This is a genomic window from Kocuria sp., from assembly GCF_030536815.1.
GTDB classification, from domain to species: Bacteria; Actinomycetota; Actinomycetes; order Actinomycetales; family Micrococcaceae; genus Kocuria; species Kocuria gwangalliensis.
The window spans coordinates 1-22,597 of record NZ_JAUNPE010000013.1 but is presented as its reverse complement, the minus strand read 5'-3'; the positions used below and the strand labels follow the sequence as shown (position 1 = coordinate 22,597).

Below are 22,597 nucleotides of genomic sequence, written 5' to 3'. Positions count from 1 at the left end.
TGAAACAGCGTGTCGCTGTTCCAGCACGGCCACTTTGCCGGAATTCGGTTCCCAGTTTAGCAACGGGGGCCGAGGATTGATACGGCCGGGTATCGCTTTAGCTAAAGGCTCAAGTCAATGGCACGTTCCGACGGCGCCACGGGCTGTGGGAGGCGTGTCTGTCCGGTGAGGTGCCGTTCCACCTCGGCCGCGCACGCGCGCCCCTCGGCAATTGCCCAGACCACGAGCGACTGGCCGCGGCCCGCGTCCCCGCAGGAGAACACGCCGTCGACGGCGGTCATGTACTGCTCGTCTCGGGCCACGTTGGTGCGGCGATCAAGTTCCACGGACAGCTGGGACGTGAGGTCGTCCGACTCGTTCCCGGTGAAACCCAGCGCCAAGAAGACGAGGTCGGCCGGAATGACCTTTTCGGTGCCCTCCTTCGGAACGCGCCGGCCATTGTCCAGGTACTCGGTTTCGGCAACCTTCAGGCCCGTCACGTGGCCGTTCTCGTCCCCCACGAAGTCCACGGTGGACGCGAGGTACGTGCGGTCACCACCTTCTTCGTGAGAGGAGGAGACCTCGAAGACCTTGGGCATCATGGGCCACGGTTCCTCGTCGGCACGGTCCACCGGTGGCTTGCGACCGATGGCCAGGGACGTCACAGACGCAGCTCCCTGCCGGTGGGCGGTGCCAATGCAGTCCGAGCCGGTGTCACCGCCTCCGAGCACGATCACGTTCTTGCCGCGCGCGTCAATGAGATCCGCGACCTCGTCCCCCGCGGACAGCCGGTTGGATCGCACCAGGTAGTCCATGGCGTGGTGAATCCCCTGCAGCTTACGGCCTGGGATATCCAGTTCGCGCGGGCGGGTGGCGCCGGTGGCAACGATCACGGCGTCGTAGCGGCGTCGAAGGACGTCCCAGGTGATGTCCTTGCCGATCTCGATGCCGGTGCGGAAACGCGTGCCCTCGGCGGCCATGACATCCAGGCGACGGTCCACCACTGATTTCTCGAGCTTGAAATCGGGGATGCCGTAGCGCAGCAAGCCGCCGATGCGGTCATCGCGCTCGTACACCGCCACCGTGAACCCGGCCTGCGTCAACTGCTGGGCCGCCGCCAAACCGGCCGGACCCGAGCCGACCACGGCCACGGTCTTACCGACCAGGCGTGCCGGGATGAACGGTTTGACGTAACCCTCGTCGAAGGCCATCTCACCGATCTCGTACTCGATCTGCTTGATGGTCACGGCCGGTTGGTTGATGCTCAGCACGCAGGAGGACTCGCACGGGGCCGGGCACACCCGACCCGTGAACTCCGGGAAATTGTTGGTCGCGTGCATGCGCTCCACGGCCTCATCCTTCTTACCTCGCCACACCAGGTCGTTCCATTCCGGAATCAGGTTGCCCAGCGGGCAGCCCTGGTGGCAGAACGGCACACCGCAGTCCATGCACCGGCCGGCCTGCTCGTGCAGGGTCTGCGAGTTCTGCCGTTCCTGAACCTCGTTCCAGTCCATGATGCGCACGGGAACCGGGCGTTTGGGGCGGTCTTCGCGGTGTCGAACTTTCAGAAAACCACGGGGATCAGCCACGCGTGGTCACCTCCAAAATCTTGTGCCAGGTGCCGTCACCGTCCGGGTCGTCCCCGGCGGCCTCGGCCTGATTACGCAGTGCGAGCACCGCGGAATAATCTCGCGGCAGCAATTTGGTCATGCGCGCGATGACGTCGTCGGGGTTCTCCAACAACTCGGCAGCCCATTCGGACTCGGTTTCCTCACCGTGTCGTTTGATGAGCGACAGGACCAGTTCGCGGTCCTGCGCGTCGAGTGTTGCCAAGAGCAGTTCACCGGAATCCCGTGCCTGCTTATTGATGTCCGACTCGTCCAGATCCAGCACGTAGGCCACGCCACCGGACATGCCCGCACCGAAGTTGCGGCCCGTCTCGCCCAGCACGAGTGCCACCCCGCCGGTCATGTACTCGCATCCGTGGTCACCGATTCCCTCAACCACCGCGGTGGCGCCCGAGTTGCGCACCAGGAATCGCTCGCCCACCGTGCCGCTGAAGAACATTTCACCGCTCGTGGCGCCGTAGCCGATCACGTTGCCGGCGATCACGTTCTCGTGGGAGGCAAAAATCGCCTCGCGCGGCGGGCGCACCACGATGCGGCCGCCGGACAGGCCCTTACCCGTGTAGTCATTGGCGTCGCCTTCCAACCGCAGCGTGATGCCGCGGGGAATGAACGCGCCCATGGACTGTCCCGCTTCACCGGTCAGGGTCACATCGATGGTGTCGTCGGCCAGCTCCTGCAAACCCAGGGCGCTGGTCACCGTGTAACCCAGCATGGTGCCCACGGTGCGGTCGGTATTGATGACGCGCTCCATGACCCGCACCGGTTCGCCCTTCTCGATGGCCGGGGCGGCCAGCGGGATCAGCTTGTTGTCGAAGTGGTCCGCCAACTCGTGATCCTGTGTGCGCGTGTTGCGCAGCCCGTCCTTGAAACCCGGTGACTGGAACGAGTCCAGGATGGGGCTCAGGTCCAGGCCCTTGGCCTTCCAATGCTCAATTGCCTCGCGGGTGCGCAGCACCTCTGCGTGACCCACGGCTTCCTCAATGCTGTGGAAGCCCAGTTGAGCCAGGTACTCGCGCACTTCCTGCGCGATGAACTCGAAGAAGTTCACCACGTGCTCGGCCTTGCCCGTGAAGCGCTTGCGCAGTTCCGGGTTCTGGGTGGCCACGCCCACGGGGCAGGTGTCCAAGTGGCACTTGCGCATCATGATGCAGCCCTCCACCACCAGGGGCGCGGTGGCGAAACCGAATTCCTCGGCGCCCAACAACGCTGCAACCACCACGTCACGGCCGGTCTTGAGCTGACCATCCGCCTGCACGACCACGCGTTCGCGCAACCCGTTCAGCCGCAGGGTCTGCTGGGCCTCGGCCAGGCCCAGCTCCCACGGCATCCCCGCGTGCTTGAGCGAGTTCAGCGGCGCGGCGCCGGTGCCGCCGTCGTGACCGGAAATGAGCACGACGTCGGCCTTGGCCTTGGTCACGCCCGCCGCCACCGTGCCGATCCCCCGTTCGGAGACGAGCTTCACGTGCACCCGGGACCGGGGGTTGGCGCGCTTGAGGTCGTAAATCAGCTGCGCGAGATCCTCGATCGAGTAAATGTCGTGATGCGGCGGGGGCGAGATCAGGGACACACCCGGGGTCGAGTGACGGGTGCGCGCGATCCAGGGGTAAACCTTCTGCGCCATCAGCTGGCCGCCCTCACCGGGTTTGGCGCCCTGGGCCATCTTGATCTGCAGGTCGTCCGCGGTGGCCAGGTACAAGCTGGTAACACCGAAGCGACCCGAGGCGATCTGTTTGACGGCCGAGCGGCGCTCGGGATCCATCAATCGTTCGGGATCCTCGCCGCCCTCGCCGGTGTTGGACTTACCTCCCAACCGGTTCATGGCGATCGCCAGGGTCTCGTGGGCCTCCATGGAAATGGAGCCGTAACTCATGGCGCCGGTCGAGAACCGTTTGACGATCGAGCTCACGGGTTCCACCTGATCGATCGGGATGGGTTCCCGCTCCGAGGTGAAGCTCATGAGACCGCGCAGTGTGGCCAGCTCACGTGACTGATCGTCCACGCGCGCGGTGTAGGACTTGAAGATGTCGTACCGGCCCGTTTGCGTGGCGTGCTGGAGCCGGAACACGGTCTGCGGGTCGAACAAGTGCCGCGGTCCTTCGCGGCGCCAGTCGTACTCACCGCCGATGACCAGGTCGCGGTGGGGTTCGGTGACACCGTCCTCCGGGTAGGCCAGGCGGTGGCGGGACGCGGTTTCCTCCGCGATCACGTCCAGGCCCACACCCTGGATCTGGGTGCGCGTTCCGTAGAAGTACGCGTTCACCAGCTCGCCCGACAGGCCCAGCGCCTCGAAGGTCTGGGCACCGCAGTAGGACTGCACCGTGGAGATACCCATCTTGGACATGATCTTCTGAACGCCCTTGCCGAGCGCCTTGATCAAGTTGTAAACGGCCTCTTCCTCGCTCACCCCGGTGATCTCACCGCGGCGCACGAGCTCCTCCGCGGATTCCATGGCCAGATACGGGTTCACGGCGGATGCGCCGTAACCCAGCAGCAGAGCCACGTGATGAACCTCGCGCACGTCACCGGATTCCACGATCAGCGCGACCTTGGTGCGGGTGGCCGAACGCAACAGGTGATGGTGGACGGCAGAGGTCAGCAGCAGCGACGGAATGGGTGCCCAGCCGCCGTTGGAATCGCGGTCGGAAATGATCACGAACTGCACGCCGCGGTTGACCGCGGTGGACACCTTTTCGCAGATTTCGGCAATGCGCGCGCGCAGGGATTCCTCCCCGCCGTCGGGGCGGTACAGGCCGCGCACCTTGAGGGTGAGTGCGGCGCCGTCGTCGTTGTCCAGGTGCAGGAACTGGTCCAGCTGGTCGTTGTTGATGACCGGGAAGTCCACCTTGATCAGGCGGGTCTTGGCCTGCTGGGTGGCCAACAGGTTGGCCATGGGGCCCACCGAACCGGTCAGCGAGGTCACCAGTTCCTCGCGGATCGCATCCAGGGGCGGGTTGGTCACCTGCGCGAAGGACTGCACGAAGTAGTCGTAGAGCAACCGGGACCGATCGGAGAGCACGGCCACCGGAGTGTCGGTGCCCATGGCGTAAATCGGCTCGGCGCCGGCCACGGCCATGGGGCCGATGATCTTCTTGAGATCTTCCTCGGTGTAACCGAAGGTCTTCTGACGCAGCCGCACGGAATGCGCGGGATGGACCATGTGCTCACGTTCGGGCAGCTCACTGATCGCCACTATGGAGTCCTGGACCCAGTCGCGCCACGGCTTGGCAGCGGCCAACTCGGCCTTGATCTCATCGTTGTCGACAATGCGGCCCTCTTCGGTGTCGACCAGGAACATGGTTCCCGGGGACACGCGGCCCTTGCGCACCACCTTGCGGTCACCGATGTCGATGACACCGACCTCCGACGCGAAGATGACCAGACCGTCCTCGGTCTCCCAGAAACGCCCGGGGCGCAGACCATTGCGGTCCAGCACCGATCCCACCCGCTTGCCGTCCGTGAAGGACACGCACGCCGGGCCGTCCCACGGCTCCATGAGCGTCGAGTGGTACTGGTAGAACGCCCTGAGGTCCGGGTCCATGCTCTCGTTGTTCTCCCAGGCCTCCGGGATGAGCATGAGCATGGTCTCGGTGACCGGACGCCCGGCCAGCTGCAGCAGCTCGGCCACCTCGTCCAGGGACTGGGAGTCGGAGGCGCCTTCCGAGCAGATCGGGAACAGCTCCTCGGGGTTGCGGCCCAACACGGCACCGGACATCGACGACTGGCGGGCGCGCATCCAGTTGCGGTTGCCCATGACGGTGTTGATCTCACCGTTGTGCGCCAGGGTGCGCATGGGCTGAGCGAGCGGCCACGACGGGAACGTGTTGGTCGAAAAGCGCGAGTGCACCACGGCCAGCTTGGTGGTGAACCGCTCGTTGGAGAGGTCCGGGTAGAAGGGCTGCAGCTGCGCGGTGGTCAGCATGCCCTTGTACACCAGCGTGCGTGAGGAGAAGCTGGGGAAGTACACCCCGAACTTGTTCTGCGCGCGCTTGCGCACGCGGAAGACCTTCTGGTCCAGTTCCAGCTGCAGGTGCGTGGGATCGAACGACGCCGCCGCGCCGGGTTCGAACAGACTCGCTCCCCTGGCGTTGTGGCGTTCGTCCGCCACGAAGAACTGCACGAACGTGGGCATGACCGCGCGGGCGGACGCACCCACGGCATCATCCACGACGGGAACGTCACGCCAACCGAGCACGCGCAGACCCTCCATCACGGCGAGATCCTCAAGTGCGCGCTGCAGCGGTTCCAGGTGCTGGCCACCGGTGGGCATGAACGCGGTACCCACTGCGTAGGCGCCCGCGGGGGGCAGTTGGAAGTTCACGGTGTCCCGGAAGAAGGCGTCGGGAATCTGTGTGAGGATGCCGGCGCCGTCGCCGGTGCCCTCGTCGCCACCCACGGCACCGCGGTGCTCGAGATTACGCAGGGCCGTCAGCGCGGCCTCCACGATCTCGTGGGTGGAGTTGCCGTCGAGGGTGGCGACAACCGCCAGGCCGCACGCGTCCTTCTCGTCCGCACCGCGGTAGAGACCCTGGTCCTCGGGCTGGGTGGAGAAGGCCCGGAACGGAGATTCCGCGGGGGGTAGCTGGCTGCGCGAGTCAGGGTGGCCCGTGTCGCGGTTGACCGCGTCGGTGACAACACTGGTCATGGGGGCTACGTGGTTGACTTGGCTCATAGGGAGCTCCTCACCGGGTTGGTGGGCAGGTCTGAAGTGTCAACAATGCCCGGGCAACTGGGGTGAAGTGCGTACGGACATCATCTGATCCAGATGACATATGCGTCCGCGGCGCTGCGAACTACTGGGTCGAACCTCGACGGGCTGACGGATCACCACCGAACGCGGGACTCGCATGATGACGAATCCCCGGTGCGGCGCACGGGTAATTTACCACGATCAGAAATTGGATTGTGAGGGCCACCACCCAGCACAATGCCCCCGGGGTCACCGGGGGCATTTCGTGGTAGACGGTGCTCAGCGGAGTGCGGAGTGCGCAGCACCGCCCGCGGGCGCGTCGGGGCTTTTGCGCATCTTCGCGGATATTGCCATAAATAATGCGATACCGAACAGCACCAGGGCCAATGACGTCCACACGTGGACCCTTTGACCGGCAATCAGCAACGCCGGGTCAATCCGCAGGAACAACTCGATCAGGAGCCTCCCCACGCCGTAATACACCAGGTACAGGGCGAACACGCGGCCGTGAGTGAGGTGCAACCGCTTGCCCAGTGTGATTAATATCACCACTCCGGCGAGGTTCCACAGGCTCTCGTAGAGGAATGTGGGATGGAACAGGGTGTCCGCGGGCAACCCGGCCGGGAAGTTCCCGGAGCTCGGGTCGATTTCCAGTCCCCAGGGCAGATCGGTGGGCTTGCCGAAAAGTTCCTGGTTGAACCAGTTGCCCCACCGGCCGATGCCCTGCGCCAACAGGAGCGAGGGTGCCACGGCGTCCGCGAAATACCACAGGGGTACGTTGTTCTTGCGTGACACGAGCCAGGCGGCACCGGCCCCGAAGAGCACGCCGCCCATGATGCCCAGGCCGCCCTCCCAGATCTTGAGCGCGTCCAGGGGATCAGCACCGGGACCGAAGTATCCGGCGGGGTCCGTGATGAGCACGTGGTAGGCGCGGGATCCGATGATGCCCGCGATCACGGCCCAGAACACGATGTCCCACAGGACGTCCGGGTCCTGGCCCCGGTCCTTCCAGCGGCGCATGGTGAGCCACACGGCCGCGGCTATGCCCAGCAGGATGCACAGGGCGTAGAAGTGGATGGTCAGGGGCCCGAGGGAGAAACTACTGATGTCCGGGGACGGAATTGCTGCGGCAACGACCGGCGGCATCAGCCGCGCCCGGACAGTTCGGCGGCCAGGCGACCCACGGCGTCGGGACCGCCCTCGCCCAGGGCGCGCACGAGCGCGGTGCCCACAATGACGCCGTCCGCGTACGCACCGATTTCCTCGACGTGAGCGCGGTTGGAAACACCCAGACCCACGCACACGTTCTGGGCGCCGGCTTCGCGTGCGCGCGCCACGACGTCCTCTGCGGCCGATGACACCTGGTCCCGCGCGCCGGTGACGCCCATGATGGACACGGCGTACACGAAACCGGAGGACGCCTTGACGGTCATGTCCATGCGCTCCCGAGTGGTGGACGGGGCCACCAGGAAGATCCGGTCCAAGCCGTATTTCTGGGAGGCCTCGAACCAGTCGTCGGCTTCATCGGGGATCAGGTCCGGGGTGATGATGCCCGCTCCCCCGGCCTCGAGCAGCCTGCGGGAAAATTCGTCCACGCCGGTTTGCAGCACGGGGTTCCAATAGGTCATCACCACGGGAACGGCGTCCGTGCGTTCGGAGACGGCCCTCACGACCGTGAAGGCATCCGCCACACGCACGCCGTTGGCCAGCGCCAGGGTGGTGGCGTCCTGGATGACGGTTCCGTCCATGACGGGATCCGAGTACGGGATCCCGATCTCAATGATGTCCGCGCCGTTTTGACCCAGGGCCACCGCCGCTTCGACCGATTCGGCCACGGTCGGGTAGCCGGCGGGCAGGTAGCCGACGAGCGCGGGGCGCCCCTCGGCCTTGCACCGGGCAATGCGTGCGACCAGTTTGGAGTCCGGGTTTCGGGTGAGGTTCCGGGGAAGGATACGTTCTGCCAGCCCGCCCACTCCGGGGCGGACGGTTTCGGGGGCGCTCATAGTTGTTCACCTTTCTGACCGACCTGCTCCTCATCGCTGTTCTCGGGAAGCAAATCAAACCATTCCGCGGCCGTCGCCACGTCTTTGTCGCCGCGCCCGGACAGGGACACCAGGATGATTTTCTCCGCTGCGGTCTCGGGGCCGAGTTCCTGGACCCAACGTGCCGCCAGCTCCCGCGCCCCGGCCAGGGCGTGCGATGACTCGATCGCGGGGATGATGCCCTCGGTGCGGGACAGCAGTTTGAAGGCATCCATGGCCTGGGTGTCCGTGATGGCCTCGTACTTCACTCGGCCGATCGCGTGCAGGTGCGCGTGTTCGGGCCCCACGGCCGGGTAGTCCAGACCCGCGGAAATCGAATGCGATTCAATGGTCTGCCCGTCCGTGTCCTGCATGAGGAACGTCTTGGCACCGTGCAGCACACCCGGGCGGCCGAGCGTGATGGTGGCCGCGTGACGTTCGGTGTCCACGCCCTCGCCGCCGGCCTCGTTGCCGTAGAGCTCGACCTCGGGGTCGTCCAGGAAACCGTGGAAAATACCGATCGCATTGGAACCACCGCCCACGCACGCCGTGACGGCGTCGGGCAATTGCCCGGTCTGCTCCAGGATCTGCGCCCGGGCCTCCTCACCGATCTGCTCGTGGAAGTAGCGGACCATGGTGGGGAACGGGTGCGGACCGGCTGCGGTGCCCAGCAAGTAGTGCGTGGTGTCCACGGAGGCCACCCAGTCGCGCAGGGCCTCGTTGATGGCGTCCTTCAACGTGGCCGAGCCGTGGGACACGGGCACGACCTCGGCACCGAGCAGTTGCATGCGGGCGACGTTCAGGGCCTGACGCCGTGTGTCCTCCTCACCCATGTACACGCAACATTCCATGCCGAACAGGGCCGCGGCGGTCGCGGTGGCCACGCCGTGCTGGCCGGCCCCGGTTTCGGCGATCAACCGGTTCTTCCCCATGCGCTTGGCGAGCAGGGCTTGGCCCAGGACGTTGTTGATCTTGTGCGACCCGGTGTGGTTGAGGTCCTCACGCTTCAGGAACACGCGGGCCCCGATGGCCTCGCCGAAGCGCTTGGCCTCGGTGAGCAAGGAGGGCCTGCCGGAGTAGTCGCGGGACAGCCGCTGGAACTCCTCGGCGAACTCGTCATCGGTGCGTGCCTTGTCGAAGACCTCGGTCAGCTCGTCCAGTGCGGCCACCAAGGATTCCGGCATCCACCGGCCCCCGAAGTCACCGAAGTACGGGCCCGGTGAGTTCTTCAGGGAACGCCCACCGGAGGCCGGCGCAGCGGCGTCGGCGGCGTCGAGCTGCTCCGCGGCGAACTCGGCCTGGGCGGCCGGTGGCTTATTCCCCGCCAGGAAGTCAACGCGCGCCGCCGCACCCACCTCCCGGAACCGGGCAATGGTGCGGGACGGGTCGTCGGACCTGACCAGTACCTCACCGGTCAGCACCGCATTGGCGCCGTGGCCGGCGTAGAGCTTGATCTGGTCCTCGCCGGACACACCGGATTCGGCAATGATCACGGCGTCCGTGGGGATCTGATCGGCCAGTCGACCGAAGGTGTCCACATCCACGTCCAAGGTCTTGAGATTGCGCGTATTCACACCGATGATCCGCGCCCCGACCGCAACGGCCCGCTGAATCTCCTCGGTGGTGTGCGTTTCGACCAGCGCGTGCATACCCAGCTCATGGGTCAGATCCAGGAACCGACGCAGCGTGGGGTCGTCGAGGGCCGCCACGATCAGCAGCACCATGTCCGCGCCGTGGGCCCGGGCCTCCCAGATCTGGTACTCGTCCACGGTGAAGTCCTTGCGCAACACCGGGATGGTAACGGCCTGGCGCACGGCATCCAGGTCGGTGAGCGAACCACCGAAGCGACGCTTCTCCGTGAGCACGGATATCGCGCTGGCACCGCCTCGTTCGTAGGCCGCAGCCAGTGCGGCGGGATCGGCGATGTCCGCCAGAGCGCCCTTGGACGGGCTCGAACGCTTGACCTCGGACAGCACCTGAACCGAGGCGGGTTCGCTACCGCGCAAGGCACGTTCGGCATCCAAGGCGGGCGCCTGGGTCCGGGCGGTGCGCTGCAGTTGCTGCAGACTGACCACCGCGCGGCGGGCTTCGAGGTCCTCGCGCACCCCCTCGATGATCTGGTCCAGCACCGTGTTGGTGCGTTGCTGCGTCATGGGATTCCTCACTTACGTCTGTTCCGCCATCGGGACGGTCACAACCCGCCCGTATGACGATGACCAGTTCCGTGCCGCTGGGAACTGGTCATGGTCTGGTGAACCGGCCGCGCGCGAGACGCGCACCGGCGCTGAGAGCACGTGGTTCAGTGGTTGAGCTTCTCGCTGCCCTTGCCGTGACCCATGCTCTTGAGCACGGCGCCCACGATGAGACCAACGACGATCAAACCGATTCCCACCACGGTGACGGGGGTCGATGCAATGGTGAAGCCCACGCAACCGACGATCACGCCGACCGCCATGATGCCGACGCAGGCCCACGCGGCAACGGTGTTGCCGTGACCGACGGCGCTCGTGTGGTCCAGGATGACTTGGTTGGTGTTCGACATGTGTGTCAACTCTCCCGTGCCGGTTGAGCCGCAGGGCTCATACAGTGATGGGCGCGCGTTCGAGCGCACCGGTGATTTCCTTGATCCCATTGTGCCATTACCGCGGTCCTTGATGGTTCAGCACCACGCGCAGGTTACTTGACCGGTCACGGCCCCCGCGTGGGGTCCTCGCCGCGTGTGAAAGCATCCCAGGCATCGATGTCGTCGGAGTGCGTGCTGGTCACGTTCTCATCCGCCGACGCCGCCTTGTTGCCGGCCAGGGCGTCGCGGTCGTAGCGCCGTCCCGCCTTCCGGCCCGCGTTACGGGCCACCAGCATGAGCCAGATGCCGCACAGGATCAGGGCGGCCGCGGCCGCCAGGGCCAACCAGGGGAAGGCGGTGACGGCATACTCGCCGCCGGTGCCCACGGCCCCGGTCTGAGTTCCCACCGCCCCGCGGGAGGCATTCTCCGGATCCGCCGTGACCGACAGCACTGCGAAGATCGCGCCGACCCCCGCCAGGGAAACCACGGCACCCACAATGGTGCGCAGCACCCGGCCCGCCAGGGTCGAAGCGACCGCGGCCGCTCCCGCCACGAGACCCAGTGCCGTCACGGCCGGGGCGGCGTCGGAACCGGCGACGTCCACGGTGAGCGGCTGCAGGGTGGTCTCGACCGTGGCGTGGATCCACGTGGCTGCGGAGGCTGCGAACAGACCGATCGCGCACACGAGGGTGGCCAGAACCGCAGGAGCCGTACGACGCAACACGGTGGTCCTTTCTACTGCTGTTGGTGGCGGAAACTCAGCGCGAAAGATCGCGGAGGGACTCGGCCACCAGGGCCGCGCGCAGGGGCGCCGTGGCCTTGTTGAGTGACTCGAGGGCTTCCGTTTCGGGGTCCGAGTCAGCCACGATACCGCCGCCCGCCTGGACGTAGGCCGTGTCGTTGATCAAGAGCGCGGTGCGAATGGCTATGGCCATGTCCATGTTTCCGGCGAAATCCATGTATCCGACCACACCTCCGTAGACGGCGCGACGCAGGGGTTCGTACTCGTCCAGCAGCTGCAGCGCCCGGGGTTTGGGTGCCCCGGACAGCGTGCCCGCCGGGAAGGTCGCGGCCAGTACGTCGTACGCGGACACGCCCTCGCGCATCCTGGCCACCACCGTGGAGCACAAATGCATGATGTGACTGAAACGTTCGATTTCCATGAACTCGCTCACGTCCACGGAACCGGGCACGGACACCTTGGAGAGGTCGTTGCGGGCCAGATCCACGAGCATGAGGTGCTCCGCGCGTTCCTTCTCGTCCGCGAGCAGATCGTGGCCCAGCGCCAAATCCTCCTCCACGGTGGCCCCGCGCGGACGCGAACCCGCGATCGGGTGCGTCATGGCCTGCCGTCCGGTCACGGTGACCAGGGCTTCCGGTGAGGAACCCACAATGGAGTACGGCCGCCCGTCCGCGTCCTCGAAGGCGTACAGGTACATGTACGGGCTGGGATTGATCCGGCGCAGCGTCCGATAGACGTCCAGCGCGTCGGCGCGGCACTCGGCCTCGAAACGGCGGGAGACGACCACCTGGAAGATGTCGCCGTCCACAATCGCCGTCTTGGCGCGGTTGATCGCTTCGATGAACAGCGCGCGGTCCCACGACTGACGGGCCGCACCCTCGACGTCCGTGATGTCCTGGGCGTGGGGGTCCATGACCGAGACCGTAGAACGTTCGAGCGGGGTCGCCAACCGGGTGACCATGTCACGCAGGCGGGAGACGGCGTCGTGGTAGGCGGCGTCCACGTTGTCATCGGTGCCGTTGACGTTGACCGCGTTGGCGACCAGCATCACGGTGCCCTCGGCGCTGTCGTGCACGGCCATGTCCGCGACCAGATTCATGGCCAGCTCGGGCATGCGCAAGTCGTCCTCGGGCGGGTGGGGCAGTCTCTCCCACCGGCGTACGGCCTCCCAGCCCACGAAGCCGACCATGCCCGATGTCAGGGGGGGCACGCCCTCGAAGGGTTCGGTGTGCAATAAATCCATGGTGGCGCGCAGCGCCTGCAACGGGTCACCGTCCACGGGTGCGCCGGCCGGGGCCTCCCCCAGCCAGTGGGCCTGGCCGTCCTGGGCGGTGAGGGTGGCGAACGATCGGGCCCCCACGAAGGAGTACCGCGACCACACGCCGCCCTCGGCGGCGGATTCCAGTAGGAACGTGCCCGGTGCGGGCTTGCCACCGCGCACCACGAGCGAGCGGTACAGACCAATGGGTGTCATGGAGTCCGCGAGCACGGTGGTGCGCACGGGGATCACACGGCGCGTTGTCGCGTACTCGCGGAACTCCTGCAGGGTGGGGGTGATGGTGCCGAGTTGTTGCATTTAAACCGCCTGTTGAGCGTTCAGGTCTCGATCGTCGAAGCACGTGCGTGTTCCGGTGTGGCACGCGGCGCCCGACTGATCGACCTTGACGAGCAGTGCATCACCGTCGCAGTCGAGGCTGACGGAATGCACCCGTTGGATGTGGCCGGAGGTATCACCCTTGCGCCAGTACTCCTGGCGCGACCGGGACCAATAGGTCGCCCGGCCTTCGGTGAGGGTGCGGTGCAGGGCTTCGTCGTTCATCCAACCGAGCATGAGGACCTCACCCGTGTCGAACTGTTGGACCACAGCGGCCACCAGTCCGGACGCATCCCGTTTGAGACGGTTCGCGACCTCGGGGTCCAGGTGACTGTCGAAAAATTCTCGGGGCGTGTTTTCCACGGCGTTCACCTCTTCCGTTCGCATCAGCGCACCTCGTATCCGGCTGCGCGCAGGGCGTCCTTGACTTCGGCGATCGCACCCACGGGACCGAAATGGAAGACCGAGGCGGCCAGAACGGCGTCGGCCCCGGCTGCCACGGCGGGCGGGAAGTGCTCGGGGGCCCCGGCGCCGCCCGAGGCGATCAACGGCACCGACACGCGGTCGCGCACCGCGCGGATCATGTCGAGGTCGAAACCCTCGCGCGTGCCGTCCGCGTCCATGGAATTGAGCAGGATCTCCCCCACTCCGCGTTCCTCGGCCTCCCGGCACCAGTCCAGGGCGTCGATACCGGTGAGCTGGCGGCCACCGTGCGTGGTGACCTCGAAGCCCGACGGCGTGTTGGCCGTCCGTTTGGCGTCGCACGAGAGCACGAGCACCTGATTGCCGAAGCGATTGGTGATCTCGTTGATGACCTCGGGCCGGGCGATCGCGGCGGTGTTGATCGACGCCTTGTCCGCACCGGTGCGGAGGAGACGGTCGACGTCATCCGCGGTGCGCACGCCGCCCCCCACGGTCAGCGGGATGAACACCTGTTCCGCGGTGCGGGACACCACGTCGAACATGGTGACCCGGTCGCTCGAGGACGCCGTGACGTCCAGGAAGGTGAGCTCATCGGCACCGGCCAGGTTGTACCGGGCGGCCAGTTCCACCGGGTCACCGGCGTCGCGCAGGTTCTCGAAGTTCACGCCCTTGACCACGCGACCCGCGTCAACATCGAGACACGGGATCACTCGTACGGCCACACCCATAGTGCTGTCCTAACTACTTGCTGAAACGGTGACCGAACCCTAGATCCGGGCTGCCTGAATGGGCGAGACCAGAATGGCTCGGGCTCCCGCCTGGTAGAGGGCGTCCATGATCTTATTGGTGTCGCTCTTGCGCACCATGACCCGCACTGCCACCGAACCATCACGTCCCAGCGGGGAAATGGTGGGGCTCTGCATCCCCGGGGTGATCTGCGTGGCGGCATCCAGGAAATCCTCGGAGATGTCGTAGTCCATCATCACGTACTGCCGGGCCACGAGTACGCCGCGCAACCGACGGCGCAGCACCTCAAGACCCTCGGGCTCCCCCTGATCCTGACGGCGGATCAGCAGGGCCTCGGAGCGCATGATCGGCTGGTCGAAGATGTCCAGGCCGGCGGCACGCAGCGTGTTGCCGGTCTCCACGACGTCCGCAATTGCATCCGCCACACCCAGGCGGATGGATGACTCCACGGCCCCGTCCAAGCGCACGACCTCGGCGTTGACGCCCTGGTCCTCGAGGTACTTGCTCAGGAGCAGTTCGTAGCTGGTGGCCACGCGCTTGCCCTCAAGTTCCTTGACGGAATCGAACTGACCCGTGGGACCGGCCAGGTGAAAGGTCGAGCGGGCGAAGTCCAGGCCCAGGTCCTCCAGGGCCTCGGCCCCGGAATCGAGCAACAGGTCGCGGCCGGTGATCCCCAGGTCCAGGGTGCCGCCGCCCACGTAAATGGCGATGTCCCGCGGCCGCAGGTAGAAGAATTCGACGTTGTTGTCGTTGTCGACCAACACCAGGTCGCGGCTGCTGCGCCGTTGCCGGTAACCGGCTTCGGTGAGCATGGTGATGGCAGCTTCGGACAGCGCGCCCTTATTGGGCACGGCAACTCGCAGCATGGGGTTCCTTTCCAAAAGGCGTGGAATGGGGTGGGCCGTGACCGGCCGCGGATCACAGGTACTTGTAGACGTCTTCCAGACGCAGACCCTTGGCCACCATCATGACCTGCAGGTGGTACAGCAACTGCGAGATTTCCTCGGCCGCCTGGTCATCGGTTTCGTATTCGCACGCCATCCAGACTTCGGCGGCCTCTTCTACAACCTTCTTGCCGATGCCGTGGACTCCCGAGTCCAATTCTTTGACGGTTCCGGAACCCTCCGGACGATCAGCGGCTTTTTGGGTGATTTCGGCAAACAGGGCTTCGAAGGTCTTCACCCCTTTAGGGTAATGGGTTCGCGCCCTATCGGTTGAACCGCGGTGGCCTCGGGGTCTCAGACCCCCAGCCCGCGCAGCGTCAGAGCGGTGCGCACGGCGGCCTCGGCGGCCTCGTACCCCTTGTCCTCGTTGGAGCCCTCCAGCCCCGCCCGGTCCAGGCCCTGTTCCTCGGTGTCGCACGTGAGGACACCGAAACCCACCGGCTTACCGCTCACCACGGAGACGTCGGTCAATCCCGTGGTGGCGGCGGAGCACACGTAGTCGAAGTGCGGGGTGCCACCGCGGATGACCACGCCCAGGGCCACCACGGCGTCTGCCCGCTCCGCCACACGACGCGCGGCCACCGGCAGCTCGAAACTTCCCGGCACGCGCACTTCGATCACATTGCCCACGCGGGCGTCCCGGAGGGCGCGCCGGGCACCGTCCAGCAGTCCGGCCATGATCGTGTCGTGCCAGCTGGCCGCGACGACCGCGACCGTGAGTTCGGTTCCGTCGAGTTCGCCGGCATGGGTGACGGGGGCGCCGTGTCCGCTCATGATTGTTCTCCTGTGCTGTGATTCGGGGTGCTGTGCTGTTGGGTGCTGAGTGTCGGGGTGCCGAAGTCGCTCGAGGTGAGCTCGGTCAGGCGGTGATTCATCCGGTCGCGCTTGGTGAGCAGGTACCGGAGGTTTTCTTCCCGGGGTGGTACCTCGTGGGCGACAACGGCCGCCACGGTGATCCCCAGGTCTTCCAGCTTGCGGACCTTGTCCGGGTTGTTGGTCAACAGCCGGATGCGCGTCAATCCCATTTCCTTGAGGATCCGCGCGGCGGCGCTGTAGTCGCGGGCCTCGGCGGGCAGGCCGAGCATCGTATTGGCCTCGACCGTGTCCGCCCCGCCGTCCTGGAGTTTGTAGGCGCGCAGTTTATTGATCAGGCCGATGCCACGCCCCTCGTGGTTGCGCAGGTACAGTACGGTTCCGCCGTGGTTGGCGATCCGTTCCAGGGCCAGGTGCAGTTGGGGTCCGCAGTCGCAGCGCCACGAGCCGAACACGTCTCCGGTGATGCATTCGGAATGCAATCGCACCAGGGGCGGCTTGGCAGCTTCCTCCGCGGTCGTGGGCGCAGCACTCAGGGACACGTGTTCGGCCGCTGCCCTGCCGCTGGGTTCTGGGACCAGCCAACCCATCACGGAGAACGTACCGAATTCGGTGGGGACGCTCACCGCTTCGGAGTGATCCAGTGTTTCGGGGGTCGCACTCATGCGGACAGGTCCCCCCTGTCCGCAGGGGCCTGCGCCGACGACGCCGCGGCCTCACCCACCGCACGCTGGTCCAGGTGCGCCACGAGGTCCTCGATGCTGATCAGCAATAGACCGTGCCGGTCCGCGAACTCGCGCAACGCGGGCGCGCGCAGCAGTTCTCCCTGGTCATCCACGATTTCCGCAATGGCTCCCACCGGCTCACATCCGGCCAGGCGAGCCAGGTCCACGGAAGCCTCCGTGTGACCGCGACGCACACGCACGCCGCCGTCCACGGCGCGCAGCGGCAGGATGTGACCGGGGCGGGTCAGCTCGGCCGGCCCGGTGCCGGGATCGGCCAATAAACGTGCGGTCAGGGCGCGATCTGCCGCGCTGATGCCCGTACTCACGCCCGCGCGGGCATCACACGTCACCGTGTAGGCGGTGCCCTTGGCGTCCTCGTTGTGCGCGGTCATGGGCGGTAGGGCCAGGGCATCGGCTCGTTCGTGCGGCATGGGGATGCACACGACCCCTGAACTGTGGCGAATGGTGAACCCCATGAGCTGTTGAGTGGCGTGCTGGGCGGCGAACACCAGGTCACCTTCGTTCTCGCGGTCCTCGTCGTCCACGACCACCACGGCGCGGCCCGCGGCAATCGCGGAGATCGCAGCGGGCACGGGGTCCAGGCGCACCGTGGCCGGCGCCGCAGGTGCCGCGTACGCGGCCAGGCGCTCGGCGTACTTGGCGAGCACGTCCACTTCGAGGTTCACGGTGGACCCCTCGGTGCGGCGCCCGAGCGTGGTGGCGCGCAGCGTCTCGGGAATCAAACCCACCTCGAACCACGCGGGTGACTCCGCGGCGGGATTGACGGCGGTCACGGTCAGGGACACACCGTCCACGGCAATGGAGCCCTTCACGGCGATGTACTTGGCCAGCTCGGTGGGCACCTGGATGCGCACGGTGTGCCACCCGGTGTGCGCCACGCGAGACACCACCGTGCCCACACCGTCCACGTGGCCCTGCACCACATGGCCGTCCAGTCGGTCACCGGCCGCGGTGCAGCGTTCCAGGTTGACGCTTTCGCCTTCCGACAGGGCACCCAGCGTGGTCAGCCGCAGGGTCTCACCCATGACGTCCGCGGTGAACCGGCCGGTTCCGGCCTCGGGTGCGGGCACGGCCGTGAGGCACACCCCGTTGACCGCCAACGACCCACCGTGCGGCAGATCGGCAATGATCTGACCGGCGGCCACGTGCAGCCGAGCGGCGTCCTCGGCGAGTCGTTCAATCCGCTCCACCGTGGCCTGCGCCGCGACAATTCCGGTAAACATGTGCTGCTCCTTCGTGCTGAACTACTGAAAAGCCGAGACCGGTGCGGGTCGTAAATGCCACGCGACGTCTTCTCCCAGGGTGCGCACCGGAGGTCCGGCCACGGGATCGGAACGCCAGCGAGCGGCGTCGGCGAGGGTCTGTGTGGGCGCGGGAGCCAGCGACGGTTTGCCGGCGCCCAGGATCAGGGGGGCTTGGTAGAGCCACAGTTCGTCCACGAGGTCCGCGGCGAGGAATGCTGCGCTGACCGTGGGGCCGCCCTCGACCAGAACGTGCGTGACACCCAACGCGCCCAACCGGGCCAGGGCGTGGCCGGGGTCGTGGGTGTCGAGCCACACGAACCGGCCGTCGGTGGCTGGTTCGCTGCCGCCGGGGGTTCCCACACCGCGCCGGACCCGCGCGTCATGGGCCACCGGGGTGCGGGACATGACCGCTCGCAAGGGCTGGTGATCGAACGGGGTTCCGTCACCGGCGCGGGCCGTCAAGGTGGGGTTGTCCGTACGAGCGGTGGCGCCGCCCACAAGGATCGCATCCACCCGGGCGCGGATCGAATGTCCCGCCTGACGGGCGCACGCACCGGTAATCCATTGACTGGTTCCGTCCGGGGCGGCCACCTTGCCGTCCAGGGACTGGGCGATCTTGAGCGTCACGAACGGCCGGTTGCGGGCCTGCGCCATGAACCAGCGGTCGTTGAGGTCGGTGGCCTGCTCGGACATGAGACCGTGGCGCACCGAGACACCGTGATCGGCGAGGAACGTTCCTCCCCCGCTGGCGGCATCCGTTCCGTCGTGAACCGCAAAGATGACGCGTTGGATGCCGGCATTCAGGATCGCCCGCGAGCACGGCCCGGTGCGTCCCGTGTGGTTGCATGGTTCCAAGGTGATCACCATGGTCACATCCGTGAGGTCTGTGCCGGCCTGGTGTGCGCGGGCGAGCACATCTGCTTCGGCGTGGGGGGTTCCCGCCCCGCGATGATGTCCCACATGCAGGATCCGGCCGTCAGGGCTGAGCAGAGCGGCACCCACCACCGGGTTGGTGCCTCGCACGCCCAGGGTCGCGGCGTTCAAGGCGGCAGCCATGGCGTCTCGTTCGGCGGGCGAGAAGTCATGGTGTGCGGCGGGCTGCGGGGCGGAGGTCACTTGGGGACGTCACCCATTTTCAGGTGCAGGTCCGGGAACCCCGTCTCCACGATGGCGCGTTTGCGTTGGTTGGAGTTCACCCGCCACCACACGAAGAAGCCGGCCAGGGTGAACGCTCCGTAAAAGACGTACATCAGACCCGAAGCGTAATAACCGGCGGAGAACAGCAGCGGGACACCCACGAGGTCCACGGCCACCCAGATCAACCAGAACTCAACCCAGCCCTTGGCCATACCGTAGGTGGCCAGCAGGGAGCCCATGAAGATCCAGGCGTCCGCCCAGACCGGTTCGTAGGAACCCAGAGCCCGGAAAACAGGGGTCAGGAGTGCGGTGCCGAACACCAGGGCGACGATCAGCAGGATGCGTTCCTTACCCGTGGCCCAGCGAGGCGTCACCGCAGCCTGGCTATTCCCTCGTGAACGCCGCCACTGCACCCAGCCGTAGACGGACACGGCGACGAACATGACCTGACGGCCGGCCTGACCCAGTAAATTGACCGGGTTGGGGGTGTCGAACACCGCTCCCAGGAACACGGTCAACAGGATGAGGTTGCCGATGATACCCACCGGCCACGCCCAGATCTTGCGGCGCATCCCGCCGAGTGCGGACAGCAGACCGAACACATTGCCCAGGACTTCACGCCACAGGATGAAACCGTCGCCCACCTGTAGTTGCGCATCGAACAACCAGCGCAAAACGTCCACGGAACTTCCTCTCGCCCTCAAACCTTGTGGCTCCGGGGCGGGGACGACGGTCGTTGCTCACATGACGAGCACCACAACGGCACCCCCGATCTGAGGGCACCGAGCCGACATCCACGTGTTGCCTACCATCCAGACTGTGACTGTCGGTACCGGAATTTCACCGGTTCGGCCGATTCAGCACCGCCGCGTGACTCTGTGCGGCAGGCGTTCCTCGGTTCGCGGACTGTAACCGCCGGTTCGGACTTACACCGACCCCGGAACACGTTGTGCTCAGAATTATGCCACGGCGTGCGCGTCCCGTACGAAAGTTCGCATGCGCACGCGCGGCACCGCATCACCCACGAGGCGTGTGACCGCCGCGGGGGTGCGTCGTTCACGCGTTCCGATGGGCCCGCGCGGTTTCGCGCAACGCGTCGATCGCGGCGCCCGGATCGTCCTTGCCGTACACCGCGGAGCCGGCGACGAACGTGTCCGCTCCGGCCTCCGCCGCGCGCACGATGGTCTCCTCCGTGACCCCGCCGTCCACCTGCAGGGCCACCGTGCCCCCGTACGCCTTCACGGCGTTGGCCGCACGCCGCAGCTTGGGAAGCGTCACGTCCAGGAACTTCTGACCGCCGAAGCCAGGCTCGACCGTCATGATCAGCAGCATGTCCAGCTCGGGCAGCAGATCCAGATACGACTCGATGGGTGTGGCCGGACGCACCGCCAGACCGGCTTTGGCGCCGGCCGCCCGCAGTTCACGGGCCAGCTTGATGGGGGCGGTGGCGGCCTCCGCGTGGAACGTGACCGAGGCGCAGCCGGCCTGCGCATACGCGGGTGCCCAGCGGTCGGGATCCTCGATCATCAGGTGCATGTCCAGCGGAACGGGGCTGACCTTCTGCAAACTTTCCACCACGGGCAACCCCAGTGTCAGATTCGGGACGAAGTGGTTGTCCATCACGTCCACGTGGGCGGCATCGGCGTTCGAGATCCGCTGCAGCTCATCGGCCAGGTGAGCGAAGTCAGCGGACAGGATGGACGGGTGGATGGCGCAGCGGCTCATGGTGTCTCCAGGGGTGGTGGTCAGGCGGTCTTACGTATCGCGATCATGAACATCGCATCGGTTCCGTGCACGTGGGGCCACAGTTGCACGCTGGTGCCGCCATCGGGCCATTCGAGATCGGCGCGACGGTCACCCTCGAGTGCATCCGGCAGGGCGGCGCGACGGGCGTATTCGTTGGTGTCCAGAATCTCGGTGTCCTCGCGGGCTGTGACGATGTCCGAAACCACATCCAGAGTTTCTGCGGTGTGCGGCGAGCAGGTCGCGTACAGCACCACACCGCCGCGGCGGGTGGAGTCCAGGGCGGCGCTCAGGAGCTCACGCTGCAGCGAGCCCAGATCGGCCACGTCCGCGGGTGTGCGGCGCCACCGGGCCTCCGGACGACGCCGCAGCGCCCCCAGTCCCGTACAGGGCACGTCCACGAGCACTCTGTCGAACCCACCCGGCATCTCCGCGGGGATGTCACGACCGTCGCCCACGCGCAGGGTCCAGGCGCGGTCCGGAACGGCAGCGAGGGCTTGTTCAACGAGGTCCGCGCGGTGATCGCTGACCTCGTTGGCGTACAGTCGAGCATCCTGCCGGTCTGCCAGGGCGGCCAGCAGGGCGGCTTTACCACCGGGGCCGGCGCAGAAGTCCGCCCACTTCCCGTGGTCATCCGCCACCGGCACGTCGGCCATGACTCGGGCCACCAGTTGGGACCCGGCGTCCTGGACGCGAACGGTGCCGTCACGGGTTCCGGGAATCCGGTGCACGTCTCCGCCGGCGCTCTCGGCGCTGTCCGCCACCAGTGTTCCGGGCGTGGCGCCCGCGTCCAGGGCTGCGGCCAAACTGCCCAGCCCCGGAAGCGCCACCAGGTGCACCCGCGCAGGCGCGTTGTTGGTCTCCAGGAGGTCTGCAATCTCTTCCGGGGAGCGTCCACTCATGCGCAGTGCACGACGCAGCGCACGAACTTCCCACGCCGGGTGCGAGTACCGGACACCCAGTTTGCGCAGGTCATCGGGCTCCGCGGCTTCGAGTTGATCCAGCCATTCGTCGGTGCTCTGGCGGGCGACCTTGCGGAGCACGGCGTTGACGAGCCCGGCGGGGCCCTGACCGATCTCGCCCCGCACCAGACCCACCGTTGCGTCAAGGGCAGCGTGATCCGGCACGCGCATTGCGAGCAGCTGATGGACACCGAGCCGCAGCGCGTCCAGAACCTGCGGGTCGAGGTCCTTGAGGGAGCGGTCCACACAGTGTCCGAGGACGGCATCCCATGTTCCCTGGCGGCGCATGGCACCGTAGGCCAGTTCGGTGGCAAAGGCGGCGTCGCGTTTGTCCAACCGGTTCCTGCGCACCAATTGGGGCAGCACCAGGTTGCCGTAGGCGTCCTCACCGTTGACCGCGCGCAACGCCTGATAGGCCGTCAAGCGCGCGGGGTCCGACGAGCGACGTCGTTGACCCGGAGCCTGCGCCGAGAACGGGCGATCTTTCTGTGCGCGCCGGTTGCGCTCATGTCCCTTGGCGTTGCGGTAACCGCGCTCGCTCATCCGAAGACCACCTGTTCACTGCGTTGCTGACCGCGCGCCCAGTCGAGGGCGGCCATGGGTTTCTTGCCGGAGGGCTGCAC

General features: G+C 66.6%; 19 protein-coding genes and 1 riboswitch. All 19 genes read right to left on the bottom strand.

The features are described from left to right. Positions 1 to 101 precede the first annotated feature (101 nt). Complete coding sequence (locus tag Q4E95_RS02840; protein WP_303381860.1) at positions 102 to 1,568, bottom strand: glutamate synthase subunit beta; 1,467 nt, start codon at positions 1,566 to 1,568, stop codon at positions 102 to 104. Then, positions 1,561 to 6,276: a glutamate synthase large subunit gene (gltB, locus tag Q4E95_RS02835; protein WP_303381859.1), complete on the bottom strand. Its 4,716-nt coding sequence runs from the start codon at positions 6,274 to 6,276 to the stop codon at positions 1,561 to 1,563. The genes Q4E95_RS02840 and gltB overlap by 8 nt, the downstream gene beginning before the upstream one ends. 297 nt (positions 6,277 to 6,573) lie before the next feature. Then, complete coding sequence (lgt, locus tag Q4E95_RS02830; RefSeq protein WP_303381858.1) at positions 6,574 to 7,440, bottom strand: prolipoprotein diacylglyceryl transferase; 867 nt, start codon at positions 7,438 to 7,440, stop codon at positions 6,574 to 6,576. Next, a complete protein-coding gene (trpA, locus tag Q4E95_RS02825) occupies positions 7,440 to 8,297 on the bottom strand; it encodes a tryptophan synthase subunit alpha (protein ID WP_303381857.1) in 858 nt (285 codons plus the stop codon). Before trpA ends, lgt begins: the two co-directional genes overlap by 1 nt. Next, complete coding sequence (gene trpB, locus Q4E95_RS02820; protein ID WP_303381856.1) at positions 8,294 to 10,468, bottom strand: tryptophan synthase subunit beta; 2,175 nt, start codon at positions 10,466 to 10,468, stop codon at positions 8,294 to 8,296. The genes trpA and trpB overlap by 4 nt, the downstream gene beginning before the upstream one ends. Before the next feature lie 146 nt (positions 10,469 to 10,614). Continuing rightward, the gene (locus tag Q4E95_RS02815; RefSeq protein ID WP_303381855.1) at positions 10,615 to 10,857 is read right to left on the bottom strand and encodes an HGxxPAAW family protein; all 243 of its coding nucleotides are present in this window, start codon (positions 10,855 to 10,857) and stop codon (positions 10,615 to 10,617) included. A gap of 146 nt (positions 10,858 to 11,003) precedes the next feature. Continuing rightward, entirely contained in the window at positions 11,004 to 11,603 is a 600-nt protein-coding gene (locus tag Q4E95_RS02810; RefSeq protein ID WP_303381854.1) for a Trp biosynthesis-associated membrane protein, read from the bottom strand. A 34-nt stretch (positions 11,604 to 11,637) separates the two neighbouring features. Next, positions 11,638 to 13,197 (bottom strand): anthranilate synthase component I, encoded by a 1,560-nt coding sequence (locus Q4E95_RS02805; protein ID WP_303381853.1) that lies wholly within the window; start codon positions 13,195 to 13,197, stop codon positions 11,638 to 11,640. Then, entirely contained in the window at positions 13,198 to 13,602 is a 405-nt protein-coding gene (gene hisI / locus Q4E95_RS02800) for a phosphoribosyl-AMP cyclohydrolase (RefSeq protein ID WP_303381852.1), read from the bottom strand. Next, positions 13,602 to 14,366 carry an imidazole glycerol phosphate synthase subunit HisF gene (gene hisF, locus Q4E95_RS02795; RefSeq protein ID WP_303381851.1) on the bottom strand — a complete coding sequence of 255 codons (765 nt, stop codon included), beginning with the start codon at positions 14,364 to 14,366 and terminating at the stop codon, positions 13,602 to 13,604. The genes hisI and hisF overlap by 1 nt, the downstream gene beginning before the upstream one ends. A gap of 39 nt (positions 14,367 to 14,405) precedes the next feature. Beyond that, positions 14,406 to 15,251, bottom strand: a complete 846-nt coding sequence (hisG, locus tag Q4E95_RS02790) for an ATP phosphoribosyltransferase (protein ID WP_303381850.1) — start codon at positions 15,249 to 15,251, stop codon at positions 14,406 to 14,408. A gap of 52 nt (positions 15,252 to 15,303) precedes the next feature. Then, complete coding sequence (locus Q4E95_RS02785) at positions 15,304 to 15,567, bottom strand: phosphoribosyl-ATP diphosphatase (RefSeq protein ID WP_303381849.1); 264 nt, start codon at positions 15,565 to 15,567, stop codon at positions 15,304 to 15,306. A gap of 56 nt (positions 15,568 to 15,623) precedes the next feature. Further along, positions 15,624 to 16,103, bottom strand: a complete 480-nt coding sequence (ribH, locus tag Q4E95_RS02780; RefSeq protein WP_303381848.1) for a 6,7-dimethyl-8-ribityllumazine synthase — start codon at positions 16,101 to 16,103, stop codon at positions 15,624 to 15,626. Next, positions 16,100 to 16,807, bottom strand: a complete 708-nt coding sequence (ribA, locus tag Q4E95_RS02775; protein WP_303381847.1) for a GTP cyclohydrolase II — start codon at positions 16,805 to 16,807, stop codon at positions 16,100 to 16,102. The genes ribH and ribA overlap by 4 nt, the downstream gene beginning before the upstream one ends. Beyond that, positions 16,804 to 18,111, bottom strand: coding sequence for a 3,4-dihydroxy-2-butanone-4-phosphate synthase (gene ribB, locus Q4E95_RS02770; protein ID WP_303381846.1), 1,308 nt, complete (start codon positions 18,109 to 18,111; stop codon positions 16,804 to 16,806). The genes ribA and ribB overlap by 4 nt, the downstream gene beginning before the upstream one ends. A 21-nt stretch (positions 18,112 to 18,132) precedes the next feature. Beyond that, the gene (gene ribD / locus Q4E95_RS02765) at positions 18,133 to 19,188 is read right to left on the bottom strand and encodes a bifunctional diaminohydroxyphosphoribosylaminopyrimidine deaminase/5-amino-6-(5-phosphoribosylamino)uracil reductase RibD (RefSeq protein ID WP_303381845.1); all 1,056 of its coding nucleotides are present in this window, start codon (positions 19,186 to 19,188) and stop codon (positions 18,133 to 18,135) included. A gap of 56 nt (positions 19,189 to 19,244) precedes the next feature. Beyond that, positions 19,245 to 19,952, bottom strand: a complete 708-nt coding sequence (pnuC, locus tag Q4E95_RS02760) for a nicotinamide riboside transporter PnuC (protein ID WP_303381844.1) — start codon at positions 19,950 to 19,952, stop codon at positions 19,245 to 19,247. Positions 19,953 to 20,063: 111 nt separating this feature from the next. Next, positions 20,064 to 20,219, bottom strand: a riboswitch (FMN riboswitch). Positions 20,220 to 20,325: 106 nt separating this feature from the next. Next, positions 20,326 to 20,994: a ribulose-phosphate 3-epimerase gene (gene rpe, locus Q4E95_RS02755; protein WP_303381843.1), complete on the bottom strand. Its 669-nt coding sequence runs from the start codon at positions 20,992 to 20,994 to the stop codon at positions 20,326 to 20,328. 20 nt (positions 20,995 to 21,014) lie between these two features. Continuing rightward, complete coding sequence (locus Q4E95_RS02750) at positions 21,015 to 22,517, bottom strand: RsmB/NOP family class I SAM-dependent RNA methyltransferase (protein WP_303381842.1); 1,503 nt, start codon at positions 22,515 to 22,517, stop codon at positions 21,015 to 21,017. Positions 22,518 to 22,597 lie beyond the last annotated feature (80 nt).